Raw genomic sequence first — 17277 nt, 5'->3', positions numbered from 1 at the left:
GGACGGATGCACCGCGCCCCTTGACGCGCGACCCGCGACAGCTCGACGCTCGCCCACAGCGCCTCCGAGGTGCGGGCGGCGACGAAGAGCCGGATCACCGCTGCGGGGCGAAAGGGGTTCCGAGAGCCGCGGCGATCGACGTGAAGATGCGCGTCGCCGGCGAGCTGCACACGATGCCCGTGGGGTTGTACGCCAGCGTCGGCGCCTCGCAGTCGCCGGAGGGGATGTCGCTGTTCGTCATCGTGATGACGGTCACGTCGTGGGCGGTGTCGTAGAACATCGAGGAGTTGTAGCCCGGCAGCTCACCCGCGTGACCGACCCAGCCGTTCTGACATCCCCAGCCGAGACCGTAGCCACCGGCGCCCGCCCCGTTGAACTCGCGGAACGATGTCAGGCGGTCGAGTTGCGCGGCCGCCGGGAGGAGTCCGGCGCCGGTCGCCTCGGCGCGTCCGAAGGTCAGGAGGTCGGATGCCGAGGAGATGAGCCCGCCCGCCGACCAGGCCCAGGAGGGGTTCCAGTCGGTCGTCTCCTCGGGGGCGTCGGGGGTGGCGCGGCCGCCCTGCAGCGTGTATCCGCGCGCGTGTGGGGAGGGGAATGCGGCATCCACGGGGAACACGGAATGGTCCATCCCGAGAGGCTTCAGAATCCCGTTCGTGAGGGCGTCGCCGTAGGATCGGCCGGTCACCTTCTCGATCACCCGACCGAGGAGCACGGTGTTGGTGTTGGAGTAGTCGAAGGCTGTGCCGGGGGCGAAGCCCTTCGCGGGCAGCGACGTGCCCACGCGGATCAGCTCGTCGGGCGTCCACTGCGTCAGAGGCTCGTCGAAGAACCGCGCCTGCCAGGCCTCGTCGAGCGTGTAGCTCGCGATCCCGCTCGTCATGTCGGCGAGCTCGCGCAGCGTGATGCCGTCTCCTCCCTCCACGCCGTCGATGTACTCCGAGATAGGGTCGTCGAGGCTGAGCTCTCCTTCGGCGGCGAGCTGGGCGAGGAGCGTCACCGTGAAGGGCTTCGTGATCGAGCCGACCCGCTGGTAGAGGTCGGTCGTCATCGCCGCGCCCGTGGTCGGATCGGCGATGCCGTAGGCCTGGAGGAAGAGTCCGTCCGGAGACTGCACGGCGACGATCGCGCCCGGTGCCGCCGCCGCGGCGAAACCCGCCTGTGCGGCGGCGTCGATCGTTGCGGCGAGCACGGCGGGCATGGCGCTCGTGGGGAGCGCCTGGGTGCGCGCGATCACCGCCTCGGGGTCGGCGACGCACGTCGAGACGGGGGCGGCGGAGGCCGTGGCGGATGCCGCCGGGTCCGGGCCGGCCTGTGCCGCACACCCCGAGAGGAGGAGAGCGGTGACGGCCGTGATGAGCGGGAGGGAGCGGCGCGGTCGCATGGCGGACCTTTCACGACGGGTGTTCTGCGTCCTTCGGGTGGACTGTCCCACTGTGCGGTCGAACGCGCGCTGAGGGGAAGGGACCCAGGCCCATGTCTTCGGCGCCGTCAGCCGCCGATCCTCCGGGCGTCGAGGGCGTCGAGGAGCAGGTCGATCCCGTAGAGGAACTCCTGCGTCGGGTCGTAGCCGATCGCGAGGAGCTCGGTCGCGGACTCGTTCAGGTACGGGAACTGATCCGGCGGGAGCTGAGGGAGGTAGACCTCCTCGGTCATGTCCGCGAGCGCGTCCGCGCTGTCGAACGGCACGTTCGCCTCCTGCATGGCATACCCGTAGACGTGCCCGTTGAGCAGCCAGTTGGCGTGCGTGGCCATCACGACCGAGAACCCGGCGCGACGGAGGCACGCCGTGACAGCCTCGCGATGGCGCAGGTTCGCCGGCCCGGGCGTGGTCCGGGACTCCATGAGGCTGATCGCCCACGGGTGGCGCGCGAGGGCCTCGCGGGCAGAGAGGGCTTCCGCCCGCATCGCGACCTTCCAGTCGACGTCGAGCGGCGGCGGCTCGATCTCGGCGAAGACGACGTCGACCATCGCGTCGAGCAGTTCGTCTTTGTTCGCGATGTAGTGATACAGCGACATCGCGCCCGCTCCGAGTGCGGTGGCGAGGCGCCGCATGCTGAGGCCTTCGACCCCCGCGTCGTCGGCGATGCGGACGGCCTCGGCGACGACGCGCGCCGCGCTCAGACCTTCCGGCTCCGCGGCGGGCTCCCGTCCCTGCGTCATTCGAGGGTCTCCTCACTCACGGCGGTTCGGGGACTATCGTACGGCGTACGCGCTGTCGTACACTGTACGTCGTACGCTGTACGACATACCCATCATCTCTTCGAAGGAGACCCGATGTCCCTGCACCGCGCCCCTCAGTCGGCCCCACACCCTGCTCCTCAGACCACGGCCACCGCGCGCACGCTCGCCGAACGCACGCCCGTGCCACCGCGGGTGAAGCTCGCTGCTGCGTGGACCAGCTTCATGTTCCTCTACGTCTACGTCGACGTGCTCAACTTCTACAAGCCCGGGGTCGTCGCCGGCATCCTCGACGGACTCGTCTGGAGGTTCGAGGTCAGCCCTCCACTCCTCACGGGCATGCTCGCCTCGGTGATGATCCCGGCGCTGATGATCACGCTCTCCGTGACGCTGCCCGCACGGGCCAACCGTCTCGTCAACATCATCGTGGCACTGCTCTACGTGCCGTATACGGTGTTCAACATCGCCGGCACGACGCCGGAGTGGGTGCCCTTCTACGTGCTCTCCATCGGCGTCGAGGTGCTCCTGCTCGCTCTCATCGTGCGTGTCGCCTGGACGTCGACGCGACGGCCAGACACCGCCTGACCGCCCGAAGACGAGGGGCGGTTCGTCACCCCGGTGACGGCCCGCCCCTCACGCCGGACTGCCTCGTGCGTCAATCCTCCCAGCGCGACGGGCCGCCGGATGCCGCGAACTCGGCCGCCGCCGCGGCGCGCAGCTCGGGGTCGGAGACGTAGGCGACCGCCGTCGCGGCGAGCGCCGACGCGGCATCCACGAGGGCGTCGATCGCCGGCGGGAGCACCGTCAGGTCGGCGAAGGCCGCGTTGTGAGGGAACACGTCGTCGGGGCCGCCGAGTCCCAGCGCGGGATGGATCGAGGGGACGAGCCGGCTCACGTTGCCCATGTCGGTCGAGGGCCCGCCCTGCGGCGGCGCCGCAGGCGGCGGGATGTCGTGCCCGCGTGCGGCGAAAGCCCGCGTCCAGCGGCCGGTGAGGGCCGTGTTGGTCTCGAGCGGCAGGTACGGAGGCACCGGGTCGAGGTCGATCTCGGCGCGCGTGCCCGTCGCGAGCGCCGCGCCCTCGATGGCGGCGACGACTCGATCGGTGAGCTCCCGGAGCGCCCCGACGTCGGCCGAGCGGACGTAGAAGAGGGCCGACGCCCGCTCGGGCACGATGTTCGGCGCCGCACCGCCGTCGGTGATGATCCCGTGGATGCGATCGGTGGGGAGGATGTGCTGACGCAGCTGCGCGACGCTCTGATACGCCGTGACGACGCCGTCGAGCGCGTTGCGTCCGAGCCAGGGCGCGCCTGCGGCGTGCGCCGCGCGGCCGTGGAAGCTGACCGCGACGCGGCGCACTCCCGTCGTCCGCTGGCCGAGGACGGAACTCGTCCCCCGGCCGCTCGAGGGGTGGACCATGCCGGCGGCGTCCACGTCGTCGAACCCGCCCGCACGGATGATGAGCTCCTTGCCGCCGCCGTTCTCCTCCGCGGGGGTGCCGATGAGCGAGAGCCGACCGCCGAGCCGCGCGACGATCGGCGCCGCCGCGAGGAACGCCCCGACCGCCACGCCGGCGATGATGTTGTGCCCGCACGCGTGCCCGATGCCGGGGAGCGCGTCGTACTCCGCGATGATCGCGAAGTGGGGGGCGGATGCCGCGGCATCCGCCCCGGCGCGCGCCCGCAGAGCCGTGTCGAGCCCGAAAGCACCCACCTCGGCATCCACGCCGTGCGCCCTGAGGAGGGCCGCGATGCGCGCGACGGACGCATGCTCTTCGAAGCCGATCTCGGGCTCGTCGTAGAGCTCGCGGGCGAGCCGGGCGAGGTCGGGGCGCAGGCGCTCGACGGCCGCCGCGATCTCGTCGTCTGCGGGCGCAGCGGCGGGCAGGGCCTCCGCGTCGGTCACAGCGTCGGTCACAGATCGACGAGATCGCCGGCTGGGGTGCGCAGCGTCAGCCGGAAGCCTGCGGCGTCACCCGCGACGACCTCGGCGAGCCCGTCGCCGAGGTCGAACGCGGCGAGGATCTCGCGCAGCGGCGCCGGGTCGGGCTCCGTGCGCACGAGCGAGACGAGCTCGACTGTCGGGATGTCGCTGAGCCCGGGCTGAGGCGTCGTGCCCCAGTCGATGAGGAACGGCACGTCGATGCGGCGGTGCTCGCCGCGAGTAAGGCGCCACTCGAGGAGGGTGCCGTCGGGGGTGCGCCGCGACAGGTCGCTGACGTCGCCCGGATCGTAGCCGCCCGCGCGCGCCGCCGCGACCGTCGCCTCGATGTCGGCGGGGTGGACGGCGTACGCCTGCACGGACGGCGCGCTGAACGTCGAGATGCCGAACGTCTCGGGCAGCTCGGGCTCCGACCGGTCCGGGTTCGGGCCGATCAGCTCGATGTACTGCGGGCCGCGGCGCCCGTCGATCGTCAGCGCGACGAGCGCGTTGGCGGTGCCCGTCGGGTGCGCGCCGCCGGGAGCCGCGACGACGCCCGTGCGCTCGGCGAACCAGTCCACGAGCGCAGGGAGGTCGGGGCCTGCGATGACGACATGGTCGAGAAGGGTGGGGATCCTCATCGGTTTCCTCGCTGCCGGGTGGGGACTTCGGGTTCGCCGAGCGACAGCATGAGCCGGTTCGCCCAGTTGAAGAAGGCGGCGCCCCCGATGACGTCGACGATCTCCGCGTCGTCGAGGCCGGCGGCGCGCAGCCGCGCGATGTCGCCCGCACCGAAGGCGAGCGGCGTCTCGGCGAGGGCGACGGATGCCGCCGTGACGGCGTTCCACGTCTCGTCGCCGAGATCGGCCTGCACCCCCTCGTCGAGTAGGCGCTGCACGTCGGCTTCGCGACCCGACTCGCGGGTCGCGGAGGCGGCGTGGACCGACGCGCAGAACACGCAGCCGTTGGAGCGCGAGGTCGCCGCGGCGGCGAGCTCGCGCTCGGCGCGGCCGATGCCGCCCGTGACGTTGTAGAAGATGTCGAGATCGGTCAGCGTGCGCGCGTGAAGGGCGGCGGGGTCGCGCGCGAGCAGCCGGAAGTACGGCATCTTGGCGCGGGCGGGTTCGATGAGCGCCTCGCGCTGGACGTCGGTGAGGTCGTCCTCGGCGACGGGCTCGAGCCACGGCACCCACCCGAGACCCTGCTGCGTGAACGCCTCGGGCCGGGCCAGGTCGGGGTAGTCGGTGACGAGCGCGGTCATCGAATCGCTCCTTCGGTCGAGAGGGCGGACGCCTCGGCGTCGGCGGGGCCGGCTGCCGCGAGCACGCGCAGTCCCCACGCGAGCCGGAGCTGGAAGGCGAGGAAGGCGACCAGCTGCGACAGCGACACGATGTCGTCGGCGCTCCAGGACGCGGCCACGAGGGCCCGAAGCGCGTCCGCACGCGCTTCGCGCGGACGGAACACGAGCGTGTGCGTGTGCGCGAGGGCAGCGGCGAGCCGCGGGCCGAGGGAGTCGGATGCCGCGGCATCCACCTCGCGCGCCGTCCACCGCGGGCCCGCCGTCGATTCGCCCGCGAGCTGCGGCTCGCGGTAGGCGCCGTACGGGCCCTGCGTCGCCGTGGCGGCGGCCGCCGCGGCGACGGCGCCGACGAGCTCGGGCGCCTCGTCGCCGAGGAGGTCGTCGTAGAACGCGGTCGCCGCGTCGAAGCCGTGGAGCCGGGCGACGAACGCGGCCACGGCGTAGCGCTCGGCGAGGGTGAACGTGCCGGGGTCTTCCGGTTCGAGGAGCGCCGTGAAGCTGCGCTGCGCGTTCTCGCGCGCTTGGGCTCGCTGGTCGCGGACGGCGGTGAGGGGATCGCCGGGCGCGATGCCGGCGAGCAGGTCGATGATGTCGGCGGAGGCGGTCATCGTGTTCCTTCCTGAGCGGGGACGGCGGCCGCGAGCGGGCGGTGCGCGCGGTGGAGATCGGCGGCGGCGTCCGGGCCCGTCGCGAAGCCGAGGCGGGGTGCCACCTCGTCGGCGAGGAGCTGGAGCGACCGGAGGGTCAGCTCGTGGGTCGCGGCGACCGAGTGCACCTGGAACGACACGTCGCTGACGGCGGCGAGCGTCTGGTCGGCGGCGAGCGAGGCGACGACCTCGTCGACGGTGCCGATGTGCGTATCGGTGAGCCGGGCGAGTTCGTCGATCGAGAGGCCGTCGGGGTCGAAACCGAGGAGCGTGCGGGCGAGTTGGCGCAGGCCCGTCTCGGCGAGCTCGAGAGCGCGCGTCCGGTCCTCGGGGTCGACGACGACTGCCGTCCGCGACGCGAGGATGCGTACCGGCGCGCCCTCGGGAAGCGCCGCACGGTACGCCTCGACGATCGGCAGCTGCAGGGTGTGCAGCGGGGCATCCGGTCCCGCGTCGCCGCGCGGCTGGGTGCGCGAGAGCAGCAGCCCGTCACCGCGCTCGCCGGCGCGGCGCCCGCCGTCCACGGAGAATGTCGCCTGCCAGATGCGCTCGCCGAGATCGCCGGCGGCCGGGTAGATCTCCGATGCCGTACCGCGGATGCCGCGACCGGCGAGCGCGTCGAGGAGCACCTCGAAGTGCTCGGCGAAGATCTCACGGCGGCGATCCGAGTCACGCCCGAACGCCGCGAACGACGACGGCGTGCCGCCGGTCGCGAGCCCCAGCTGCACGCGCCCTCCGCTCAGCTGGTCGAGCACGACGGCATCCTCCGCGACGCGGAGGGGGTCGTCGAGTGGCAGAGTGACGACGCCCGTCGCGAGGGCGATGCGGGTCGTCCGCGCTGCCGCCGCCGCGAGCAGCACGAAGGGCGAGGGCAGGCCGCCCTCATCGGCGCCGAAATGGTGCTGCGCGATCCACGCCGAGGCGAACCCGCTGCGCTCGGCCTGATCGATCTGTTCGAGGGCGAACCGGTAACGGTCCGCAGCGGGGGCGTCTTCGAGGAGGCGCGTGAAGAACCCGAGTCGGGGGCCGGTCATACGGATACCTCTTCCTTGCGGTCGTCGAGATGGGGTTCGGGGGCGCGGAGCGACCCCCCGGGGATCGCCGCGAGCAGCTCCTTGGTGTACCCATGCTGCGGGTCGTCGAACACCGCCTGCGCCACCCCGTGTTCGACCTGACGGCCACGCTGGAGCACCGACACGGTGTCGGAGATCTGTCGAACGACGGCGAGATCGTGCGAGATGAACACGTAGGTGAGACCGAGCTCCTCCTGCAGGCGGGCGAGCAGTCGGAGGATCTGCGCCTGCACGGTGACGTCGAGCGCCGACACCGCCTCGTCGAGCACGACGAGCTCGGGCTCGACGATCAGCGCGCGGGCGATCGCGACGCGCTGGCGCTGACCGCCGGAGAGCTCACGCGGATGCCGCGCCGCGATCTCCGGCGCGAGGGCGACGAGCTCCAGATGGTGCGCGACCCGGTCGGTCCGCTCGGCGCGGGTGCCGATCTGGAAGTTGCGCAGCGGCTCGCTCAGGATGTCGGCGACGCTCTGCCGCGGGTCGAGTGACGCGTACGGGTTCTGGTAGACCAGCTGGGTCGTCCGGTGGAACGCCCGCCGCGCGCGGCCGGACGCGAGCGCCGTCACCTCGGTATCGCCGACGCGGACGGTCCCGGACGTCGGCGCGCGGAAGCCCGCGACGGCACGCCCCGTCGTCGTCTTACCCGAGCCCGACTCCCCGACGAGCGCGTGCGTCGTCCCCCGCGCGACCGTGAACGACACGTCGTCGACGGCGACGAAGGGCGCGCGTCCCGGGCGGCGGAACTCCTGAGTGAGGTGAGAGACCTCGACGAGCGGGGGCGCGGGTGCGGTCGCCGCCGGCGCGGTGCGCTCGACGACGCGCGCGAGTGAGGGGGCATCCGCGAGGAGAGTCCGCGTGTAGGGCGACGTCGGTGCGGTCAGCACCTCAGCGGTCCCGCCCGCCTCCTGCACGGTGCCGCCGCGCATGACGACGATCCGGTCGGAACGGTCGGCGGCGACGGCGAGGTCGTGCGTGATGAAGAGGATGCCGGTGCCCGTCTCCGCGCGGAGCTCGTCGAGCAGATCGAGCACCGTCCGCTGCACCGTGACATCGAGCGCGCTGGTCGGCTCGTCGGCGATGATCAGCTCGGGCTCGAGCGCGAGCGCCGCCGCGATCAGCACGCGCTGGCGCATGCCGCCCGACAGCTCATGCGGGTACTGCCGCGCCCGGGCCTCGGGGTCGTCGATGCCGACGCGCTCGAGAAGGTCCACGACGCGCGCGCGGATCTTCGCGGCATCCTTCCACCCGTGGATGCGCAGGGCTTCACCGACGCTCCAGCCGATCGTGGCGACGGGGTTGAGGGAGTTGCCCGGATCCTGCGGGATGAGGGCGATGCAGCGCCCGCGCAGGTGCCGCCAGCGACGTTCGGAGAGGCCCACGAGGTCGGTGAGACCGTCGGTGCGCTCCGCCAGTCGGATGCTCCCCGCGGTCACGGCGCCGTTCGTAGCCAACAGACCGATGACGGTCTGCGCAACGGTCGTCTTGCCCGATCCGGACTCGCCGACGAGCGCGGTGACCGAGCCCGCCTCGACGTCGAACGAGACACCGCGGACGGCCTCGACGGGGCCTCGCCGCGTGCGGTACTGCACGGCGAGGTCGCGGATGGACAGCAGCGGCTGCGTGCTCATGCGGCATCGCCTCCTCGGAGCGCTTGACTCAGGCGGTTGGTGGCGAGGACGACGAGGACGACGACGACGCCGGGGAGGACCGTCAGCCACCACGCCGTCGCAACGTAGTTGCGGCCCTCCGCGATGAGCAGACCCCACTCCGGTGTCGGCGGCGGGGCGCCGTACCCGAGAAAGCCGAGGGTCGAGATCTGCAGGATCGCCGACCCGAACTGGAGCGCGGCGAGCGCGATGACGGGGGTCAGCGAGTTGGGCAGCACGTGCCGCCACAGCACACCGAAGAACGTCCCGCCCGAGCCGTAGGCCGCCTCGACGTAGTCGGTCACCCGCACGCCGACGACGCGCGAGCGCGCAAGTCGCGCGAACACCGCGATGGACGTGACGCCGACGGCGACGGCTGCGCTCGCGGTGCCGAACCCGAGCAGGATCACGACGCTGAGCGACAGGAGGAGCGCGGGAATCGCGAGGAGCACGTCGACGACGCGCATGAGCACCTCGTCGACACCGCCGCCGAGAGCCCCGGCCGTCACACCGATCGCCGTGCCCACGACGAGTCCGACGACGACGGCGACGAGCGCGCCGAGAATCGATTGGGATGCCCCGTAGACGACCCGCGCGTAGAGGTCACGGCCCGTGGCATCCGTGCCGAACCAGTGCTCCGCGCTCGGCGCCTGCAATGCGGGCGCGACGGTCTCGGTCGGGTTCTGCGACGTGAACAGTGCGGGGAACAGCGCCCACAGGAGCGCCAGGAGGATGACGAGCGCCGGCACGACGAAACCGCCGCGGGAGAGGAGGCTGCACCATGCGATGCGGCGCTCCGGCGACGGGCCCGCGACGGGGTCGTCCGTCAGGCCGGCGGTCGTGGCGAGGGCAGTCATCGGGATTCTCCTGCAGAGACGGGGATGCGCTCCGGGGTGGACCCGGACGAGGTTCGCGAGCGGCCGCGAGCGCCGTCGGCGGTGCGCAGGCGCGCATCGAGGACGGGGTAGAGCAGGTCGACGATCAGATTGATGGCGACGAACGCGACGGTCGAGATCACGACGACGGCGAGGAGCACGGGGGTGTCGCGGTTCGCGACCGCCTGCGCGGTGAGCTGGCCGATGCCGGCGCGCGCGAAGACGGTCTCGGTGACGACGGCCCCGCCGACGAGCTCACCGAACAGGAGCCCTGCCATCGTGAGCGTCGGCAGAAGGGCGTTGCGGGCGACGTTGCGCCAGAGCAGCCATGAGGTGGAGGCGCCGCGGGCGCGCACGACGGTGACGAACGGCTGCTCGCGCACCTCGTCGATCGAGCGGATGAGCACCTGCGCGAGCGGCGCCGCGATCGGAATCGCGAGGGTCGCCACGGGCAGGATGAGGGCCTGCACCGGGTCGGCCCCGATCACGGGCACGAGCCCGAGCCGGAACGAGAAGATCTGAATGAGGATGATGCCGATCCAGAACACCGGGAGCGAGACGAAGAACGGAGGGAGGCTGCGAAACGCCCGGCGCAGCGCCCCGCCCGCACCGTACGTCGCGGTGAACGCGATCGTCACCGCGAGGAAGATCGCGACGACGAGTCCCAGCACCGCGAGCACGAGCGTCTGCGGCAGAGCCGTCGCCACGAGGTCGGACACCGCCGCGCCGCTGGCCACGGAGTACCCGAAGTCACCCGTGAGGAAGCCGGCGATCGACTTCACGTACCGGACGATAAGGGGCTGGTCGGCCCCGTAGGCCTCGCGGATCGCCTCGATCTGGTCGGGGGTGAGTCCCAACTCGGGCGCCGCGTACCGGGCGATGATGGCATCGCCCGGCAGCGCCGCAAGGAGCAGATAGGCCGCCGTGTAGGCCAGAGCGAGGACGATGACCGCCTGGCCCACACGACGAAGGACGTACGACATGGATCAGCCGGCGAGCCAGGTGGAGTAGAACGACGGGCGTCCGACCGACTCGGTGTCGAAGCCGTGCACCTTGGCGGTGAGGCCGAAGACCTGCGGCTCCTCGAAGATCGGCAGAATGTAGGCGTTCTCAGCCAGGTACTTCTGCGCGGCTTCCGACGCGGCCTGACGCTCGGCGGTGGTCGGCTCGGAGGCGATCGCGAGCAGCAGCGTGTCGAGCTCGGGGTCGCCCACGGTCTGATCGGCCGGGTTGAGGTTCAGCAGGGTGTTGCGGTTCTTCGAGAAGTACTGCGACTTCAGCACGTCGAAGTCCGCGCGACCGACCATCGAGTGGTACACCTGGATCGTCGACTGGTCGGTCGATGCCTTGGTCTGTGCGGCCATGTCTCCCGCGTAGAGCGACACCTCGATGCCGAGCGCCTTCAACTGCTCCTGGATGAGGGTCACGACATCCTTCGAGCGGGGCTGGGGCAGTGCCTCGTTGAACGTGAGTGAGAGCTTCTCGCCGTCCTTCTCACGGATGCCGTCGGAGCCGAGCGTCCAACCGGCCTCGTCGAGGAGCTTCGCCGCCTTGTCCGGATCGTAGGTGTAGTAGCTGGAGGTGTCGACGTAACCGAGCGCCGTCTTGGCGAGCGCGCCGGTCGCGAGCGGGTAGTTCGCGGTGAAGAGGGTGTCGACGATCTTCTGCCGGTCGATGCCCGCGATGATCGCCTGGCGCACGCGCACGTCCTCGAGCCGCGGCTCACGGAAGCGGAAGCTCAGCCCGTTGTTGACGCCGTTCGTGGCGGCGGCGTGCAGCGACAGACCGCCGGCGGCGAACTGGGCCTCGTCCGGAGCCGGGATGCCGCGCGCGATGTCGGCCTGCCCGGCGACCACGGTGCCGACACGCACGCTGTTCTCGGCGGCGACGATGTAGTCGATGCCGTCGAGGTAGGCGGCGCCCTGGTGTTCCAGCGACGGCGGCGCCCAGTCGTAGTCCGCACGCGCCGTGACGCTCGTCTTCGTGCCGATCTCCTCACCGGAGACCACGAACGGGCCGCTGCCGATGATGTCCTTCGCGTTGCCGGGGCCGAAGCCTTCGCTCGCGCGATCCAGCGTGGCATCCGAGAGCAGACCGGAGTTGATCGTCGACACCGCCTGCGCGAAGCCCGGCGACGGCGCGGTGAAGTGGAAGACGACCGTGTCGTCGTCCACGACCTCGCCGTGGTCGTAGTTGTTGATCGCCTCGGAGACGGGCAGGGCGCGGTTCGTGTCGCCCTTGCCGTACAGGTCGAGGTTCTTCACGACGTTCGCGGCGGTGAGCTTCGTGCCGTCGGAATAGGTGACGTCGGTGCGCAGGTCGAACGTGTACTCGGTGGCATCGTCGTTGACCGTGTAGTCCGTGGCGATCCAGGGCTCGAGCTCGAGCGTGTCGGGGTTCTGGTACAGCAGGCGGTCGGTGATGTTGTTGACGATTCCGCCGTTCGGGTAGAAGCCCGCGGACGGCGGGTAGAGCGTCGTCCATGTCTGCGGCTCGAGGTAGCTGAGCGTGCCGCCCTGCTGCGGCGCGGCGTCGGTCTCGGACGCGGCGGGCGTCGAGGCGCCGGAGGCGCAGCCGGCGACGAGGGCGACGACGGCAACGGCGGATGCCGCGACCAGCGCCGTGCGGGTGAAGCGGGACATGAGTGTCTCCTGGGAATCCGGTGGTGCTGTGCAAGGGATGCCTCAGCCCACCACCTGCCGCGGCACGCCGCCAATCCGGGGTCACACGACGTAAGCGGATGTCACGGAACGTAAGATTCCCCGCGCGCGGGAACATCTTTCACGCGAGGGTGCACTCGTTTCGCGCGAGGGTGCACTCGTTTCCCGCGAGGGTGCACTCGTTTCCCGCGAGGGTGCACTCGTTTCGCGCGAGGGTGCACTCGTTTCGCGCGAGGGTGCACTCAGTCGCGCGTCAACAGCGCGACGGGATAATCCGCGAGAACGGCGGCGAGAGGAGCGACACCACCCGCGACCACGCGGCCGGTGAGCGCGTCGCGCCACCGCGCAGCTTCGCCGCCCGGGAGCATGACCGCGGCGTCCTGCCATCCGCCCCGCGCGGCGAGGCCGACCGGCAGACGCGTCGCGACGGCGATCGCTCCGCCGCGGTCGAACGCGAGCGCGTGGGAGGCCGCGGCACCGACCGTCTCCAGCGGCGTGTAGCGGGTGAAGAGTTCGGGGCGATCGCGGCGGAGGCGCAGCACGCGGGAGACGAGGAGGAGCTTGGCGGCACCGGCGTCGTCTCCCGTCGCCTCGACGTCCGGCATCCACCCCCCGTCGATGCGCTGCAGGAGCGCTCGCCGGGCGTCGTAGTCGACCGGGCGGCGGTTGTCGGGGTCCACCAGAGAGAGATCCCACAGCTCGGTGCCCTGGTAGACGTCCGGAACGCCCGGACCGGCGAGCTGCAGCAGCTTCGCCGAGAGGGCGTTCACGCGACCCGGCGCGGCGATCGCCGCGACCACACGCTCGACGATCTCGCGCGCAGGTCCGAACGCGGCGTCGATGAGCGCGGCCACGCGCTCTTCGAAGACCGGCTCGGGGTCTTCCCAGCTGGTGCCGACGGCGCTCTCGCGCGCGGCCTTCTCGGCGTACGCATGCAGGCGCTCGGGGAGGGCGGGATCGTCCGACCACGCGCCGACGACGGCCTGCCAGAGCAGATTGTCGAGCGCGCCGTCGCCCGTCGCGGCGATCGCGCGGAGGTCGCGGAGGGCCTGGGCCCACATCTCCGCCTTCTCGGCGAGCACGGCGAGGCGAGCGCGAACGTCTTCGGAGCGCTTCGTGTCGTGCGTCGTGAGCGTCGTCATCGCGCGGGGCCACGCCGCTTGCCGCGTCGCGAGGGCGTCATGGAACGACGCGGGGGTGCGGGAGAACTGCGACGGGTCGCCGCCGACCTCGGTCAGCGACGTGAGGCGACCGTAGCGGTAGAACGCGCGATCCTCGACGCCCTTCGCCATGACGGGTCCGGTGGTCTGCATGAAGCGCCGCGCGAAGGCGCCGTGCGGGCGCCGGCGGATGAGGCGCGCGGCCGAGGCGAGGGCGAGATCCAGATCGGGGCGGCGGGCGGATGCCGCGTCGACGGCAACCGCGAGGTGATCCGCGCCCGCGGGGAGGTACGCGCGGTAGACACCGAAGGCGGCGAGAAGCTCCGCGATCGCCTCGCGCGCCTCGTCATCGTCCTCGAAGGCGCTTCCCTCGCCGTCGGGGATCTCGCGGATGATGCGGCCGACCTCGGCCGCCTGCGAGGTGTCGGCAATGGTGCGCTTCGTGTCGGCGATGAGATCGTGCCAGTCGCTGGCGGCGCCGCGAGCGAAGGCATCAGCGAGGGTCAGCGGCCGTTCTCCGTCAGGGTCGGTCAGCACCCGATCGATCTCGCCGAGCGCGTCGTAGCCCGTCGTCCCGTCCGTCGCCCACCAGCCGGGCAGCTCCTCACCGGGCTCGAGGATCTTCTCGACGACGACGTATCCCGCCCCGCCCGCCGAGGGTGCACTCGTTCCGCCCGAGGGTGCACTCGTTCCCGCCGAGGGTGCAGCAAAACAGCTGCTCAGCCGGTCGAGGTAACCACCCGGGTCGGCGAGACCGTCGGGGTGGTCGATGCGCAGTCCGTCGACGAGTCCTTCACGAATCCAGCGCGTCACTTCGACGTGCGACGCGGCGAACACCGCGGGGTCCTCCACGCGCACGCCGGCGAGCGAGGTCACGGTGAAGAAGCGGCGGTAGTTCAGGAGCTGTGCCTCCCGCCGCCAGAAGCAGAGCTCCCAATGCTGCCTCGCGAGCACGTCGCGAACGGCGGCGGCATCCGTCGTCGGCTGCAGCGGCGCCGTGCCCGGGGCGAGCGGCAGCGTGAGATCGAAGTATGTGGCGGTCCCGAACGGCGCCAGTGCACCCTCGCGTGAAACGAGTGCACCCTCGCGTGAGACGAGTGCACCCTCGGCGGGCGGCGCGACCTCGATCTCGCCGCGCGCGAGCACCTCGTCGAGTTCCCCGCCGAGCACCGGCAACCGCACGCGGCCGCCGCCGTATCGCCAGTCGATGTCGAACGCGTCGGCGTGGCGCGACGCCTCCCCGTGGGTCAGCACGTCCCACCACCACGGGTTCTCCGCGGGGGTCGCGACGCCCTGGTGGTTGGGGACGATGTCGACCAGGATGCCGAGACCCGCCGCCCGCGCCGCAGCCGCGAACCGCGCGAGCCCCGCCGCACCCCCGCGCGCCTCGTCGACGCGGGTAGGGTCGACGACGTCGTACCCGTGGGCCGACCCCGATGCGGCCTGCAGGATCGGGGAGAGATACGCCCAGTCCACGCCGAGGTCACGCAGGTACGGCACGACCGCCGCCGCGGCATCCAGGTCGAATTCCGCGCGCACCTGCAGACGGTAGGTCGATGCGGGCGCACTCCCCCGTCGATGACTCACGTCGATCAATGGGGGAGTTCGGCCTGCGGAGCGGGCGCCGGGACGATGTCGATGGGCGTCGTGAGCGCCGCGAGCGACGCGGCGACCGAGTGGTCCACCTCAGGCACGTCGGGTTCGTGCTGGCACAGCACCATGAGCGATCGCGCCGGAACGTCGACCGTGTCGCCGCCGTGCAGCGGCGCCTCGTCGGCGCGCTCGCCCGCCGTGTCGACGAGCACCTCCCACTCGGGGCTGAACTCCGCCTTCGGGATCGTGAACTGCACGTCGTCGTCGCCGGCGTTGAACAGCACGAAGAAGTGCTGGTCGTGGATCTCCTGGCCCCGCCGGTCGCGCTCGCGGATGCCGTCGCCGTTCAGGAATACGCCGATCGCGCGCCCGAAGCCCGAGTCCCAGTCATCCGGCTGCATCTCCGTGCCGTCGGGCCGCAGCCACGCGATGTCGGGGACGGGCGCACCCGCCTCGCGGCGTACGGGGCGACCGTTGAAGAACCGGCTGCGCCGGAAGGTCGGGTGCTCGCGGCGCAGGCGGGTGAGTGCGGCGGTGAACTCGATGAGCGGCTGATCGACGTGCTCCCAGTCGACCCACGTGATCTCGTTGTCCTGCGCGTAGCCGTTGTTGTTGCCGCCCTGCGTGCGCCCGAGCTCGTCGCCGTGCGCGATCATCGGCACGCCCTGACTGATCAGCAGCGTCGCGAGGAAGTTCCGCTGCTGGCGGGCGCGGAGCTTCAGGACCGCCGGGTCGTCGGTCGGGCCTTCCACGCCGCCGTTCCAGGAGCGGTTGTGCGATTCGCCGTCGTTGCCGTCCTCGCCGTTGGCGTCGTTGTGCTTCTCGTTGTACGACACGAGATCGCGGAGCGTGAAGCCGTCGTGGGCGGTGACGAAATTGATGGATGCCACGGGCCGCCGCCCGTCGTGCTCGTACAGATCGGCCGAGCCGGTCAGGCGCGACGCGAACTCGCCGAGGGTCGACGGCTCACCGCGCCAGAAGTCGCGGACCGTGTCGCGGTACTTGCCGTTCCACTCCGTCCACTGGGGCGGGAAGTTGCCGACCTGGTACCCGCCGGGGCCGATGTCCCAGGGCTCGGCGATGAGCTTGACCTGGCTGATCACCGGGTCCTGCTGCACGATTTCGAAGAAGGCGGCGAGCTTGTCGACCTCGTAGAACTCCCGCGCGAGCGTGGCGGCGAGATCGAACCGGAAGCCGTCGACGTGCATCTCGAGCACCCAGTACCGGAGGGAGTCCATGATGAGCTGCAGCGTGTGCGGGTTGCCGACGTTCATGCTGTTGCCGGTGCCGGTGTAGTCGGTGTAGTACCGCTTGTCGTCCTGCTCGAGGCGGTAGTACGCCTCGTTGTCGATGCCGCGCATCGACAGGGTGGGACCCATGTGATTGCCCTCGGCGGTGTGGTTGTACACGACGTCGAGGATGACCTCGATGCCCGCCGCGTGCAGGGCCCGCACCATCCCCTTGAACTCTTGCACCTGCTGCCCGCGCTGGCCGGCCGAGGAGTACGTGTTCTGCGGCGCGAGGAAGGCGATCGTGTTGTAGCCCCAGTAGTTCGACAGCCCCTTCTCCTGGAGCGTGGAGTCGTTGACGAACTGGTGCACGGGCATGAGTTCGATCGCCGTGACGCCGAGGCGCTTGAGGTGCTCGATGATCACGGGGTGCCCGATCGCGCTGTACGTGCCGCGGATCTCTTCGGGAATGTCGGGATGCCGCTCGGTGAGGCCCTTCACGTGCGCCTCGTAGATCACGGTTTCGGCGTACGGTGTCTTCGGCTGACGGTCGCCCGCCCAGTCGAAGTAGGGGTTGATGACGACCCCCTTCATCATGGCGGCCGCCGAATCGTCGTCGTTGCGCGAGTCGGGGTCGCCGAAGGTGTAGCCGAAGACCGACTGGTTCCAGCCGATCTGGCCTTCCACGGCCTTGGCGTAGGGGTCGAGCAGCAGCTTGTTCGGGTTGAACCGCAGCCCCTGCGCGGGGTCGTTGGGGCCGTACACGCGATAGCCGTAGCGCGTGCCGGGCTGGACCGTCGGCAGGTAGGCGTGCCAGACGTGCGCGTCGACGTCGCGCATTTCGACGCGCGTCTCTTTGCCGCGGTCGCCGAACAAGCACAGCTCGACCTTCTCGGCGCCTTCGCTGAACAGCGCGAAGTTCGTGCCGCTGCCGTCGAAGGTCGCCCCGAGCGGGTACGCGGATCCGGGCCATACCTGCATGTGGAGCCTCCCGTGTC

The 17277-nt window shown here is 71.2% G+C and carries 14 protein-coding genes; 1 reads left to right on the top strand and 13 read right to left on the bottom strand.

Annotation, left to right across the window (positions count from 1 at the left end; translation table 11 throughout):
* Positions 1-94: 94 nt before the first annotated feature.
* Entirely contained in the window at positions 95-1381 is a 1287-nt protein-coding gene (locus tag WFI52_RS07630) for a serine hydrolase domain-containing protein (RefSeq protein ID WP_336626614.1), read from the bottom strand.
* A 107-nt stretch (positions 1382-1488) separates the two neighbouring features.
* Positions 1489-2160, bottom strand: a complete 672-nt coding sequence (locus tag WFI52_RS07625; RefSeq protein WP_336626613.1) for a TetR/AcrR family transcriptional regulator — start codon at positions 2158-2160, stop codon at positions 1489-1491.
* Between the two features lie 114 nt (positions 2161-2274).
* Here WFI52_RS07625 and WFI52_RS07620 point away from each other — a divergent pair, with 114 nt between their 5' ends.
* Positions 2275-2763, top strand: a complete 489-nt coding sequence (locus WFI52_RS07620; protein WP_336626612.1) for a DUF6326 family protein — start codon at positions 2275-2277, stop codon at positions 2761-2763.
* Positions 2764-2833: 70 nt separating this feature from the next.
* On the opposite strand, the gene WFI52_RS07615 is transcribed toward WFI52_RS07620, so the two are convergent.
* The 11 genes from WFI52_RS07615 to glgX all read right to left on the bottom strand — a co-directional run bounded on the left by WFI52_RS07615 (position 2834) and on the right by glgX (position 17260).
* Positions 2834-4093 (bottom strand): amidohydrolase, encoded by a 1260-nt coding sequence (locus WFI52_RS07615; protein WP_336626611.1) that lies wholly within the window; start codon positions 4091-4093, stop codon positions 2834-2836.
* Positions 4090-4737, bottom strand: coding sequence for a VOC family protein (locus WFI52_RS07610; RefSeq protein ID WP_336626610.1), 648 nt, complete (start codon positions 4735-4737; stop codon positions 4090-4092). The genes WFI52_RS07615 and WFI52_RS07610 overlap by 4 nt, the downstream gene beginning before the upstream one ends.
* A complete protein-coding gene (locus WFI52_RS07605) occupies positions 4734-5357 on the bottom strand; it encodes an alkylhydroperoxidase domain protein (protein WP_294979728.1) in 624 nt (207 codons plus the stop codon). Before WFI52_RS07605 ends, WFI52_RS07610 begins: the two co-directional genes overlap by 4 nt.
* Positions 5354-6004 carry a CMD domain protein gene (locus tag WFI52_RS07600; RefSeq protein WP_336626609.1) on the bottom strand — a complete coding sequence of 217 codons (651 nt, stop codon included), beginning with the start codon at positions 6002-6004 and terminating at the stop codon, positions 5354-5356. Before WFI52_RS07600 ends, WFI52_RS07605 begins: the two co-directional genes overlap by 4 nt.
* Positions 6001-7077, bottom strand: coding sequence for a putative FMN-dependent luciferase-like monooxygenase (locus tag WFI52_RS07595; RefSeq protein ID WP_336626608.1), 1077 nt, complete (start codon positions 7075-7077; stop codon positions 6001-6003). Before WFI52_RS07595 ends, WFI52_RS07600 begins: the two co-directional genes overlap by 4 nt.
* Positions 7074-8744 carry an ABC transporter ATP-binding protein gene (locus WFI52_RS07590; RefSeq protein WP_336626607.1) on the bottom strand — a complete coding sequence of 557 codons (1671 nt, stop codon included), beginning with the start codon at positions 8742-8744 and terminating at the stop codon, positions 7074-7076. Before WFI52_RS07590 ends, WFI52_RS07595 begins: the two co-directional genes overlap by 4 nt.
* Positions 8741-9619 (bottom strand): ABC transporter permease, encoded by an 879-nt coding sequence (locus WFI52_RS07585; protein WP_336626606.1) that lies wholly within the window; start codon positions 9617-9619, stop codon positions 8741-8743. Before WFI52_RS07585 ends, WFI52_RS07590 begins: the two co-directional genes overlap by 4 nt.
* Entirely contained in the window at positions 9616-10620 is a 1005-nt protein-coding gene (locus WFI52_RS07580) for an ABC transporter permease (RefSeq protein ID WP_336626605.1), read from the bottom strand. Before WFI52_RS07580 ends, WFI52_RS07585 begins: the two co-directional genes overlap by 4 nt.
* A 3-nt stretch (positions 10621-10623) precedes the next feature.
* The gene (locus tag WFI52_RS07575) at positions 10624-12279 is read right to left on the bottom strand and encodes a TIGR04028 family ABC transporter substrate-binding protein (protein ID WP_336626604.1); all 1656 of its coding nucleotides are present in this window, start codon (positions 12277-12279) and stop codon (positions 10624-10626) included.
* A 260-nt stretch (positions 12280-12539) separates the two neighbouring features.
* Positions 12540-15044, bottom strand: coding sequence for a malto-oligosyltrehalose synthase (gene treY / locus WFI52_RS07570; protein ID WP_336626603.1), 2505 nt, complete (start codon positions 15042-15044; stop codon positions 12540-12542).
* Between the two features lie 5 nt (positions 15045-15049).
* Positions 15050-17260: a glycogen debranching protein GlgX gene (gene glgX / locus WFI52_RS07565; RefSeq protein ID WP_336626602.1), complete on the bottom strand. Its 2211-nt coding sequence runs from the start codon at positions 17258-17260 to the stop codon at positions 15050-15052.
* Between the last annotated feature and the right edge of the window lie 17 nt (positions 17261-17277).

Source organism: Microbacterium sp. MMO-20, assembly GCF_037147735.1.
GTDB lineage: Bacteria > Actinomycetota > Actinomycetes > Actinomycetales > Microbacteriaceae > Microbacterium.
Note: the sequence above shows the minus strand (reverse complement) of the source record. Positions and strands in the feature narration are given on the sequence as shown.

What these genes read in the sequence shown, in the direction of transcription:
- WFI52_RS07585 (WP_336626606.1), bottom strand. Translation starts at nt 9,619, where the DNA reads ATGACTGCCCTCGCCACGACCGCCGGCCTGACGGACGACCCCGTCGCG.
- WFI52_RS07600 (WP_336626609.1), bottom strand. Translation starts at nt 6,004, where the DNA reads ATGACCGCCTCCGCCGACATCATCGACCTGCTCGCCGGCATCGCGCCC.
- glgX (WP_336626602.1), bottom strand. Translation starts at nt 17,260, where the DNA reads ATGCAGGTATGGCCCGGATCCGCGTACCCGCTCGGGGCGACCTTCGAC.
- WFI52_RS07595 (WP_336626608.1), bottom strand. Translation starts at nt 7,077, where the DNA reads ATGACCGGCCCCCGACTCGGGTTCTTCACGCGCCTCCTCGAAGACGCC.
- WFI52_RS07620 (WP_336626612.1), top strand. Translation starts at nt 2,275, where the DNA reads ATGTCCCTGCACCGCGCCCCTCAGTCGGCCCCACACCCTGCTCCTCAG.
- WFI52_RS07610 (WP_336626610.1), bottom strand. Translation starts at nt 4,737, where the DNA reads ATGAGGATCCCCACCCTTCTCGACCATGTCGTCATCGCAGGCCCCGAC.
- WFI52_RS07580 (WP_336626605.1), bottom strand. Translation starts at nt 10,620, where the DNA reads ATGTCGTACGTCCTTCGTCGTGTGGGCCAGGCGGTCATCGTCCTCGCT.
- WFI52_RS07630 (WP_336626614.1), bottom strand. Translation starts at nt 1,381, where the DNA reads ATGCGACCGCGCCGCTCCCTCCCGCTCATCACGGCCGTCACCGCTCTC.
- WFI52_RS07625 (WP_336626613.1), bottom strand. Translation starts at nt 2,160, where the DNA reads ATGACGCAGGGACGGGAGCCCGCCGCGGAGCCGGAAGGTCTGAGCGCG.
- WFI52_RS07590 (WP_336626607.1), bottom strand. Translation starts at nt 8,744, where the DNA reads ATGAGCACGCAGCCGCTGCTGTCCATCCGCGACCTCGCCGTGCAGTAC.
- WFI52_RS07575 (WP_336626604.1), bottom strand. Translation starts at nt 12,279, where the DNA reads ATGTCCCGCTTCACCCGCACGGCGCTGGTCGCGGCATCCGCCGTTGCC.
- WFI52_RS07605 (WP_294979728.1), bottom strand. Translation starts at nt 5,357, where the DNA reads ATGACCGCGCTCGTCACCGACTACCCCGACCTGGCCCGGCCCGAGGCG.